Source organism: Phormidium sp. CCY1219 (assembly GCF_055795085.1).
The window spans coordinates 60,788-72,258 of the sequence record NZ_JAYFEQ010000418.1; the positions used below are offsets into that span (position 1 = coordinate 60,788).

Genomic DNA, 11,471 nt, shown 5'->3' on the forward strand with positions numbered 1-11,471 from the left:
TGCCCTCGCACGTTCAACTCTCGCTGGTGACATTCGCGGGCAAAGTGCGGCTCACTTTAGCGGGGCAGAGAATGCGATCGCCGATGCGATAGCCCACAAACCGCACGTAGGCGCGATCGCCCGGTTGAATTTCCTCCGCATCGGCTTGATGCAGTTGCGGATCGTACTCCACCGCTTCCCATACCGCACCAATGCGATCGCACCCCCAACTTTCGAGCAAATTATCCAAAGGGGCAAATAGCCCGGTGAGATTTTTCGCCGGTAAATCCGGCTTCGCCTCCACCAATTGCCGCACGGTGGGATAATTGGCGAGCAAACTTTGCAATTGCTCGAAGGTTGCATCCCGAACATCCCGCGCCACCTCAGCCTTTTGCTCCTCCAATTGCGATCGCAGTCGCAAACATTGTTGGCGCAATTGTTCCGCAACGCCTTCCTCCGGGGTGGGAGAAACCGCCACCGAGGTTGACAAAATGCCCAATTTCTGCTCCAGTTGTGCCACGGTCCACTCCAGGGCGCGCGCCAGTTGGGCGAGTTCCGAGAGTTTCACCTGTGCCAGGGACCCCCGGCGGATTTGACGCAAGCGCAGGGGATTTAAGCCGGATTTTTCCGCCAGTGCCTTCCAGGAGGGAATGTCAAGCTGCATCATCCGATCGCGCAACCAGCGATCGTGCGGCATCGACTTGCCCTTCAGCGCCTCAGACCCCACTGCGCCCAAAATCAGCAGCAAACTGCCCAACCACAACACGTAACCGAAAAAAATCAGATTCGGATCCTCTATCATCCCACACCCCTATTTACCCTTCTGTGACCCACTCTGTGGTTTCCGTGACCATATTTTCTGACTCCTGATAATATTCCGGCAGCAATTCTCGCGATTCTACCTCCCCGATCGCCTCCTCCATCGCCGCCGTAGTTTCAATACAACTGTCACCCGTGGCATTAAGCACGGTTTCGATTACTTTCCCATCTTTGCCGATGCGATATTCAACTTGGCGATATTCTGCCACGATCGCTCCCTCCTGTGGTTGCGGTTAACTGCTCATATCATGTCCGGGCGATGGTTCGTGAAAGCGGGCGATGGAAATCGCGACGCAGGCTAATTTTTGGGCATCGATTCCGGCGGACATGATATCAAAGGCGAAATTTATCCCTTTTTTCTATTCTATGCCGATCTGCCGCCCGGGGGCGAGGGAAGGGGGTAGTTATCCCGTGGGGGGGTTGAGTTTGCCACATAGCCAGGCGATCGCCGCCGCCGATGCTTCCGCCAAAACGCTAATCAGACGGTAAAACGCCACCGCCCCTAAAATTACGGCGGCGGAGAAATTGCCTTTCAGCAGGGCGATCGCCGTTGCCTCAAATACCCCAATTCCCCCAGGAGCACCGGGCACCACCAATCCCAGCAACCAGGCAAAACTAAACGCCCCCAACAACATCGGCAACTGCGTCACCTGTACCGGCGTCATCGCCTGTACCGCAAACATAAACCCCACCCCGCGAAATAGCAAAAAGCCGAATTCTCCCAAAAAGGGTAACGCCGGATAGCGCGCCAGTTGCGCCGCAGGGGGGGTCGATTCCGGGTTGGGGGTTTCCGCTGGCGCGTCGGATCCCGGCGCTTTCTGGCTTTTTTTTAGTTTTTTCTGACCGAGAAATTGAACGATCGGGTTTAAAATTTTCGGATGGATGCCGATGAGGACCGCCCCTAACCCCAGGAATTGGAAAATTGCCGTGGCGGTACCGGCACTCCCACCGGTGGGGGCATTTTGCAACAGATTGCCACTGCCGAGTAAGGCAATAATAAACGCCGAAGCTGCCATGAGCAAGGGTTCGAGCAAGACGCTTAGTGTAGCGACAGGCAGAGAAACACCGCGACCCGCCACTGCCGTGATGCGTCCGTAAAAATGCCAGACGTTGCCGGGTAAATACTTGGCAATATTGGTGGTTAAATAGACTTGCAGTCCCCACCCCAAGGGTACCGGTTGGTTGAATTCAGCCAGGATCCACAGCCACACCCACCCGGACCACAGATGGGCAAGCATGGTGATGCCCAAGGCGATCGCTAAGGCTATCCAACTCGACTGGGTAATCTCAATATTGGCCACCGCTGCGGCATTATCTTTCAGGGTTTGCGCTAAAAAAAACAGGGTTGCGCCGAGGATAAACCAGCGCAGATAAGGCTTCAGGCGGGATAAAATGGGTTTCATCTTGCGTTAAGGTTACAGAAGAGCAACAGGCAGGATCGGTGATATTCTCCCTGCGGCTTTGTTTAACACTGTAAACGAAAGAGTATAGAGTGGCTCGTGCCGCCACAAACCCTGCGCCTAACCGGATTTTAAGTTAAATTTTGTAAATTTTAATTGACAATTTCTCCGCCGCGAAATAGGCGATCGCCCGGGATTGCCAGCCCGAAAGCGATCGAGCAGACCCCCGGAGAAATTGCCCTAGGGTGGGAAAAACCACTCGAGAATCCCTGCAAACGCCGTAACATTGAAACGCGCCAATGATATAATTAGCCCTTGGCAAATCTAGGGAAAGCATTCATTATTTATCACAACCATGTTGAGCGCGATCGAGTTTTTCGACGAAACCTTTTATTTGGCACAAAATCCCGACGTAGCCAGTGCCTTAGCCGCCGGCACGTTAACCCGGGCATTCGAGCATTTTACTCAGTTCGGCCAATTTGAGCAACGGCAACCCACCGCCCTCTTCGACCCGGACTATTATCTCACTTTAAATCCCGATGTAGCTGCTACAGTGGCAGAGGGCAACGGCACGGCATTCGGACATTATATCATCTTCGGCCAACGGGAAGGACGCAACCCCAGTTTCTTTTTCGACAACACTTACTATCTCGGCACCAACGCCGATGTAGCGGCTGCGGCTAGGGAAGGCGAAATCACGGGTATTCAGCATTTCGCCTTGTTTGGCGAAACCGAAGGACGCAACCCGACAGACTTGTATAACGAAGCCTATTATTTAGCGCAAAATCCGGACGTAGCGGCAGCAGTGGAGCGGGATGAAATTAGCGGCATTCAGCACTATGTGAAATTTGGGGCGGCAGAAGGGCGGGAGTTTACCCCATTTATCGAACCGAATGGGTCTAGCTTGCCCAATGGGGTGGCTGCCGGCGATGTGACGCCAAACTCGGCGATGTTGTGGACGCGCAGCACGCAAGCCGGTCCGGTGGTGTTTGAATATGCTACTGATGCGAATTTCAGCACGATTGTGGGGCAACAAACCGCGATCGCCACAGATCCGACGGTACCCCTGCAGGTGGCGATCGACTCGTTAACCCCGCAAACCCAATATTACTATCGCGCCACCGATGCCAGCGGCACCGTGGCCCAGGGCAAATTCCGCACCTCCACCCCACCCGGCACCTCGGCCCGTTTGCGCTTCGGCGTCAGTGGCGACTGGCAAGGGGAACTGTCCCCCTATCCCTCCATTTCCAACGTAGCGCAGCGGAATTTAGACTTTTTCGTGCTCATGGGCGATACCCTAGAAGCGGACAGCCAATCCTCGGATTTACCCGGCGTGCGACAGGCGGCTACTTTAGAAGAGTTTCGCACTAAGCATAACGAAATCTATTCCCAGCGGTTCGGGTTTAATCGGTGGGCGCAGTTGCGGGCCGATACCGCCACCTACGCCACCTGGGACGACCACGAGATTACCAATAACTTTGCCGGCGGGGCGGCCCCGGGCGAGTCGCCACAGAAAAACGACATTTTCGGCACTGCAGGCGCGTTTACCAACGATACCGCCGCCTTTGATGCCGGGTTGCGCGGGTTTTTGGATTACAAACCGCTTCAGGAACGGGTTTATGGGGAAACCGGGGATGCGCGCACGGCGGGAGAGCAGGCATTGTATCGGTATAACCTCCACGGGAACGAAGCGGCGACCTTTATTTTGGACGTGCGGTCTTTCCGCGATGCTCCCTTAGAGTCGATTTCGGAAACCGCGAGCGAAGCTGAAGTCAACCAGTATTTGCAAGATGCCTTTGCACCCGATCGCACCATGCTCGGTGCGGCACAATTGCAGCAGTTGAAAGATGACTTGCTGGCGGCGGAAAATAGCGGCGTCACCTGGAAGTTTATCATGTCTACCGTGCCAATGCAGCACTTCGGCATCCCGGTGGCGGGAGAACGCTGGGAAGGATTTGCAGCGGAACGCACGGAGTTGTTGCGCTTTATCGAGCAAAACGATATCGATAATGTGGTGTTTGTGACGGGGGATTTTCACGGGAATGTGGTAAACAACGTTACCTATCAAGAAGGGGTGGGACAACCGCAAATCCCCACCGGTGCGTTTGATGTGATGGTCGGTCCGGTGGCAATTCAGTTGGATATCGGATCTGGCCCGTTTGCCGCACCCTTTGGCACCGCCACCGTGACCTTTACGCCGGATGAATTGCTGCCCGAATCGGAAAAAGAGCGCTATCGGGCGATGACGGATGTGGCGGAAAAGAATGCATTTGCGCGACAGGTGATTGACAATCGGATCGTGCCGTTGGGATATGACCCGGTGGGGTTAGAAGGGTCGGAAATTGACGCGCAGTTGCTGCAGGGGTCGTATTTTGCCGGCCATAATTATGGATGGACTGAGTTTGAAATCGACCCGCAGACGCAACGGTTATTGGTGACTACTTGGGGGGTGGAACCTTATACCGAGGCAGAATTGGAGGCCAATCCCCAGGCGATCGCCACCCGCAATCCCTCGATTCGCATGCAGTTTCTCGTGGATCCGGCACAAGGGGGTGCCCCCAATCTGCCAGACCCAGTGGAAAATGCCGTGACCCAGGCGATTTCGCAAGCGTTTGGCGTCTCTCCCTCGGACGCGGCGATCGTCTCGGTGCAGCGGGAAACTTGGCCGAATGGCTGTCTCGGTTTGGCCGCCCCCGGGGAACTTTGTACTCAAGCGTTGGTTCCCGGTTGGCAGGTGACGGTGCAAAGCAGCGGGCAAGTGTTTGTGTACCGCACCGATGAGTCGGGTTCCACGGTTCGCCTCGACGAACAAGCCTCGCAATTATAATCTCACTTATATCTCGTTCCCTGGCTCTGCCTGGGAACGCCCAGTGGGAGGCTCTGCCTCCGACTCCCTCTTTCCTTCTTTCCTAGCCCGAATCTGTGATTGCCGCGTTTTTCCCCAATTCAAAAACCAAGTCCATCGCTCATCTGGAAAAGAACCGCTATAATTGGTCAACACTTATCACCCATTCGCGAGTCAATCAGAGCCATGCTGACCCCTAACGACTTATTTGATGAAGGGTATTATTTACTCAAAAATCCCGATGTGGCCGCAGCGGTTGCCAATGGGATTGTGGCCAGTGGATTGAACCACTTCCTGGCCTTGGGAGCCGCAGAAGGGCGCGACCCGAGTGCCTTTTTCGATTCTAACTATTATTTGGCAGAAAATCCCGATCTCGCCGATGAGATTTCCCCGGAATTTACGGTATTCGACCACTTTGTTCGGTTCGGACAATTTGAAGGGCGATCGCCCACCCCGTTTTTCAATCCAAACTGGTATCGCATCAAAAATCCCGATGTGGAAGCGGCGGTAGAGCGGGATGAAATCACTGGGTTATTTGCTCACTTCATTGAATTTGGAGCCGCAGAAGGGCGCAGTCCCAGTCCGGTTTATCGGCAGAATTTTTATCTGGAACGAAATCCCGATATTGCGGCGGCGGTGGGTCGAGATGAACTCACTGGCATCGAACATTTTATCATATTTGGGGCGCGGGAAGGACGCAGCGCCAGCGAGGTATTCAATCCTACATTCTATCGCAACATCTATGACGATGTGGCTCAGGCGGTGGATGCCGGCTTGTTGGACAGTGGGGTAGAGCATTTTCTGCGCTTCGGTCGCAATGAGGGACGCGATAGCCTGGACTCCTTCGATCTGCCAGTCCCCACCGGCCCGTTTCCGGTGGATATGACCACATATTTTTTCACCGATACCTCCCGTCCGGAAATTTTTACGGCGGATCCGGATGACGTGCGAGAGTTGAGCGTGGATGTGTGGTATCCGGGAATGGAGACCTCTGTACCCACAGCACCGACCCTCGCTCCCCCGGATCCTTATTTAAACCCCCTGCTGGAAGGAGCGATCGCACCGCAACAGAATTTGCCCCCGAATTTCTACGATTTGATTAATACCAATACCAACACCGTCCCGTTAACGGTATCGGACGCGCAACCGAACTATCCGGTGGTGCTATTTTCGCATGGGTTGGGGGCATTGCCAGAATTTTATACCAGTTTTTTGCAAAATCTCGCCAGTCACGGGTATATTGTGGCGGCGATCGACCATACCTATGTGGCGGGAGCAAGCGTGTTCCCCGATGGGGAAATTACTCAGTTTGCTCGGGATTTTCTGCCCACAAATCCCACAGAGTTGGAAGGGGCGCTGCTGCAAACCGTGGAGGAAACCACCCAAGATGTGAGCTTCGTTCTCGATCGCCTCGCGGAGTTGAATGCCGCCGATCCCACTGGCGTGCTGACCGACAAGTTGGATTTGAGTCGCGCCGGAATGTTCGGTCATTCCTTTGGCGGGATTACCACCACGGCGACACTGCAGCAAGAACCGCGCTTGCAGGCGGGGGCGAGTATGGATGGGTTGCTGATTTCGCCGGATTTGGTCGAGGCGATCGCCGCTCCGTTTATGCAAATAAATGCAGAAAGGACGTTTAAAGATAGCTTTCTCGGACGGTTCCTCGGCGGGGCGGATAGTCTATTTCGTCCCGCTCAGTTTGAGTTGCTTTTTGGTCCGGCAGTTAATCTGTCCATCCAAGGAACAAGTCACAGCGATTTTAGCGATCGCTCCGTGTTGTTTCCCCTGACGGCACTTTATTCTCCCGAAAAACTCGGTTTGCCCGGGGTGTTCGATATCGGATTAACGGATATCGGTCCGATTGAGGGCGATCGCTCCGTGAATATTATCAATGAGTATCTGCGTTCCTTCTTCGATCGGTATCTGAAAAACCAACCTTCACCCTTACTCGCAGAGGCATCCCCTTTCCCAGAAGTGCAAGTCACGGCGCGCAATGTGGTCTAGAACGTAAACACAATATTCAATGACTACCGGACAATACCCATTTTGCCTCCAAATAGACGCGATTTAGTAACTTGGGGGGGATTTTTCTCATCCCTACGGTACCGATGCTCTCGCCAAAATCGCGATCGCCTCCCGATGAGGCGATGTCAGGAGCCTCCACATGGCACCCCTGAATCACCGAATACCCCCACTCCCCCCTCGGGGATCGGTTTTTACAGAAACCCTGCGCCGCTGACCCAAAACCACTTCCGTAAATTTAACGATCTTAAAATTTACTGTTGCATCGACTAATATGTTGGGGAACTCTGACAATACAAGAGCAAGGCGGCGTTTTCCCAAGCCGAAAGTCCCTCGGACTAGCGGATTTTTCCTGGGGTGCGGTTCAATTCAATTTTCCTGGCTGAGGTTTCAAATTGGGATTATAATAAGCCAAACAAAAAAGCCAGGGAATAAAAAAACAAGGAAGGTATGGGGGGAAAGTGCAACTAAATCGCGGAAAAACGGCAATCGATTCGGCGCGTCAATTTTGCAAAATTTCATTTCGCCGATATGTTTTGACCCAAAAAAACCACAAAGGGTAGGGCACTATTACTAAGAGTTGGCATCATGTTAGACATCAGCAGTTTGTTTGACGAAAGCTATTACCTGCAACAGAACCCCGATGTATTGGGTGCAGTGAATGCGGGGAGTTTCAGCAATGGGTTAGACCACTTTCTCCAGGTGGGTCAATACCTTGGCACAGACCCCAGTGGTTTTTTCGATACGGACTATTATTTAGAGGTGCATCCCGACGTAGAAGCCGCCGTTATCCAGGGAGAAACCACCGCGATCGCCCATTTTGCCACCCAGGGGAAATGGGAAGAGCGCGACCCCTTTGCCGAATTTGACAGCGATGTTTATCTGGCCGAAAATCCAGATGTAGCCGCCGCCGTAGAACGAGATGAACTCACCGGCATCGACCATTTTGTGGCAGTAGGTCAGTACGAAGGACGCGACCCCGGCCCGAATTTCGACACGGAATTTTATTTAGAACATAACCCGGATGTGGCCGCAGCAGTGAGACGGGGCGAATTGAGCGCGATCGAGCATTACTTAGAGCTGGGAAAAACCGAAGGACGCGCCGCCCACCGGGAAGAATTTGCCGCGATCGCCCCCAATGACAATCCCGATTTGTCTCGGATTGGCTCCCTCAATTTCACCGGCTTTATCGGCCCTGCCAATTCTCGGGATATCTACTCGTTTCACATCAGCACCCCGAGCAATTTTAATCTCGCCCTCAACAATTTGAGCGCCGATGCCGATGTGGGAATTTTTAAAGATTATAACGGCAACCATCAAATCGATTTCGGCGAACTGGTCAACATTTCGGAAAATTCCGGCACCAGTCCCGAGTCTTTAGAGAGAACCTTAAATCCGGGGAATTATTTCGTGGTGGTGGAACAATACCGAGGAGAAACAGGCTATAATTTAAGTTTATCCGCCACGGAACTCTCCACCCCCGTTCCCGATGCAGCAGGAAATAGCTTACTGCAGGCGCTCGATATCGGTGTTTTGCAAGACACGCGCAGTTTCAGCGACTTTGTGGGCAACGCTGACAGTCTGGATCTGTACCGCTTTCAGGTAAACACTCCCAGTCGCCTGGAAATTGACTTGTCCGGTTTAAGCGCCGATGCGGATGTGTTTCTGGTGCAAGACCTCAACAACGACGGGCAGATCTTGCACCACAGCGAAATCGTCGGATCCTCCGTGGAACCCGGACCAAGTGCCGAGACGATCCGTATCAGTACCTTAACTCCCAACACCGATTATTATGTGGCGGTGGAACAGTACGAAGGAGATACCTCCTATACCCTGACTCTCTCCGCCACGCCGATCGCCCCCAATTCCCCCACCTCAATTACCTCACTGCCCAATTTTGACAGTCGCTTCGGATTTGGGATGGTGGATGCTTCCGCCGCCGTAGCACAAGCATTGGGCGAATCCATCCCCTTCGCCGATGTTGCCAATCCGGTGGTGAATAACTATGGCGTCGATCTGGTAAAAGCCCCGGAAGTCTGGAATCGCGGCTATACCGGATCCGGCGTGGTGGTGGCAGTCCTCGATACCGGCATCGACTTGCAACACCACGAGTTCCAAGGGAAATTGTGGGTGAATGAGGATGAAATCCCCAACGACGGCATCGATAATGATGGCAATGGATATGTTGATGACCGGGGCGGATACGATTTTGCCGATGGCGATCCAGACCCCTCCAACCAAGGAACCCAAGAGGAGCATGGTACCCATGTGGCCGGCATTATTGCCGCCTCTCGCACCGGCGTAGACGCGAACAATGGTTTGGGCCAGCAGTTTGAAATCGCCGGGGTGGCTTACAATGCCACGATTATGCCGGTGCGCGTCTTGAACAATCGGCAAACCTTCAGCGAGTTCGATACTAGTGTGGCCCAGGGGATTCGTTATGCGGTGGAAAATGGGGCGCAGGTGATTAATTTGAGCTTGGGGAATTTTCCCGACGAACCGCCCACGGAAGAAATCGCCGCCGCCCTGCGCTTTGCTCGCGATCGCGGCGTGGTGGTGGCGATCGCTTCGGGCAATGAAGGAGATACCGGCGCAGTGGTGCCGGCAGATCCGGCAATTCGCGCTACGGAAGATTTGGCGATCGCTGTCGGCGCGATCGACCGCGATCGGCGCGTCGCTTCTTTCTCCAACCCCGCCAGTAACGCCCTCGGCACTTACGATTTTATCGTCGCTCCCGGCGTGCAAATCCCTTCGAGTACCCCGAACAATACCTATTCCTCCTCTAGCGGCACCTCGATGGCAGCTCCCTATGTCTCCGGTGTCGCCGCTCTCATGCTCCAAGCCAATCCCAACTTGACTCCCCCTGAAGTGGAAACTATCCTCACCCGCACCGCCGACTCCACCGGCATTATTGCCTAGTCCCCTCCCACCCCCTCGTTCCCAGCTCATGCTGGGAACCTTCCCTCGGAGGTGAAAGACTTACACCCTCACCTCACCGATAGGGTGGGCAACTCGTTGCCCACCCTACTACTTTCTACAAAATAGATAATATTTCATTATAACATACAAACCCCAGATGTCAAACTCAGCCGCGAAAACCCCCCACGACTCTTCACTGTTCCTGTGGCTACTTTTGCAGCGTTGAGCCGTTTCCCCATCAAAGGTCAGGGTTTCGCTTACGTCAGTTGAGCAATAAATATGATACTTCCGATAGAGGCAGAAGTGCATTCCCACCCCCTAAACTGAACAGCAGTGAAAAAAAACGTTTCAGTCTCGCGATTCTTGAGAGAGAATCTGCGGACAATCCGTTGCGCTTTTCTCTACTTAAAAAACAGGGAAAAGCACTGTTAATCTGCTGTAATTGAATGGAGTTTTTTTTATGAAAACAGTCATAACTTGGCTGAAAAATATTCGCCTGCGCCAAATTGTCACCGTATGTATGGCAGGGGTGCTGATGTTCATCGGAACGGCTTGCCAGAGCGGCCCTTCCGTGCTTGCGAAAACTGCAGATGAAGTGCGCGAAGAAGTGTCAGAACAGGCCGTTACTTCTAAAGTAGAAGGAGGGATGAACCAATTTAGCGATACAGATCCGCGACAAAATCCCACACCTGCTGAAGCCAAAGCGAAAAACTTGGTGAAAAGCGCCGAGCGAAACCTGACCAACCGCACCGGAAATCCCGCTGAAGCCGGCAAGCGGGTGGTAGAAGATGCGCCGAAAAATGCCGTAAAAATTGGCGATGAGGCCCAGCGTGCTGCGGAAAAAATGGGCGAAAATGCCAAAGCCGGTGCGGAAAGAGTGAAAGAAAATACCGAAAAGCTAGTGGATAAAACAAAGCGCGAAACCGAAAAGGCGTTAGATTAAGCTGTTACTCATTAGAGCTATGGGAAAACCCAGGAATCGGTAGCTCCACAAAAACCTTTCCAAGTCAAGGCGAAGAACGAGAAACCAAAGCAAGTTTTCGTAACCTCTGAAGTTAAAAAAGAGACGCTCGCGCGTCTCTTTTTTATCTGTTATTGGCTAAAACGCTTTCCAACTCATCTAATCCTTATTATCGCGAGTCTCAACCAGCGGTAAAATTATCTACGGGATGCGAGTGACTCGCTTGCTTTTTCAGTAGCGAACGACAGGTTTCCACTCCTCGCCCTCGGGAATTAACAGAATTCGGATTAAAGCGAGAAATATAGCCTTTCTCAGATTGATGCTATCCGTAGCCGAATAGTCATTACCGCGCTTGCACCTCCAAGGTGAAAAACTCTCTACCTTACTCATATGAAAATATTATAACTATGGTGCGATCGCGATAAATTTTTTCTCCGATGGGGCACTACAGCATAAATAACCATTGCGCTAATCCCTATGTTTTTTTCCATCCCTGGAATTGGACTAAGCATAAATAACCATTGCG

Annotated in this window: 7 protein-coding genes; 4 read left to right on the forward strand and 3 right to left on the reverse strand. The window is 53.0% G+C overall.

Features of this window, described 5'->3' with window-relative positions:
- Positions 1 to 13 precede the first annotated feature (13 nt).
- The 3 genes from AC0QH1_RS09545 to AC0QH1_RS09555 all read right to left on the reverse strand — a co-directional run bounded on the left by AC0QH1_RS09545 (position 14) and on the right by AC0QH1_RS09555 (position 2,201).
- The gene (locus AC0QH1_RS09545; RefSeq protein ID WP_324630842.1) at positions 14 to 781 is read right to left on the reverse strand and encodes an XRE family transcriptional regulator; all 768 of its coding nucleotides are present in this window, start codon (positions 779 to 781) and stop codon (positions 14 to 16) included.
- 13 nt (positions 782 to 794) lie between these two features.
- A complete protein-coding gene (locus AC0QH1_RS09550) occupies positions 795 to 1,007 on the reverse strand; it encodes a DUF2997 domain-containing protein (RefSeq protein ID WP_324630843.1) in 213 nt (70 codons plus the stop codon).
- A gap of 195 nt (positions 1,008 to 1,202) precedes the next feature.
- Positions 1,203 to 2,201 (reverse strand): lysylphosphatidylglycerol synthase transmembrane domain-containing protein, encoded by a 999-nt coding sequence (locus AC0QH1_RS09555; protein WP_324630844.1) that lies wholly within the window; start codon positions 2,199 to 2,201, stop codon positions 1,203 to 1,205.
- A 352-nt stretch (positions 2,202 to 2,553) separates the two neighbouring features.
- Here AC0QH1_RS09555 and AC0QH1_RS09560 point away from each other — a divergent pair, with 352 nt between their 5' ends.
- From AC0QH1_RS09560 to AC0QH1_RS09575, 4 genes are all read left to right on the forward strand, one after another.
- Positions 2,554 to 5,025: an alkaline phosphatase D family protein gene (locus tag AC0QH1_RS09560; RefSeq protein ID WP_324630845.1), complete on the forward strand. Its 2,472-nt coding sequence runs from the start codon at positions 2,554 to 2,556 to the stop codon at positions 5,023 to 5,025.
- 204 nt (positions 5,026 to 5,229) lie between these two features.
- Positions 5,230 to 7,047, forward strand: a complete 1,818-nt coding sequence (locus AC0QH1_RS09565; protein ID WP_324630846.1) for an alpha/beta hydrolase family protein — start codon at positions 5,230 to 5,232, stop codon at positions 7,045 to 7,047.
- A gap of 606 nt (positions 7,048 to 7,653) precedes the next feature.
- Complete coding sequence (locus AC0QH1_RS09570; protein ID WP_324630847.1) at positions 7,654 to 9,984, forward strand: S8 family serine peptidase; 2,331 nt, start codon at positions 7,654 to 7,656, stop codon at positions 9,982 to 9,984.
- A gap of 460 nt (positions 9,985 to 10,444) precedes the next feature.
- Positions 10,445 to 10,927 (forward strand): DUF6658 family protein, encoded by a 483-nt coding sequence (locus AC0QH1_RS09575; RefSeq protein WP_324630848.1) that lies wholly within the window; start codon positions 10,445 to 10,447, stop codon positions 10,925 to 10,927.
- Positions 10,928 to 11,471: the final 544 nt, after the last annotated feature.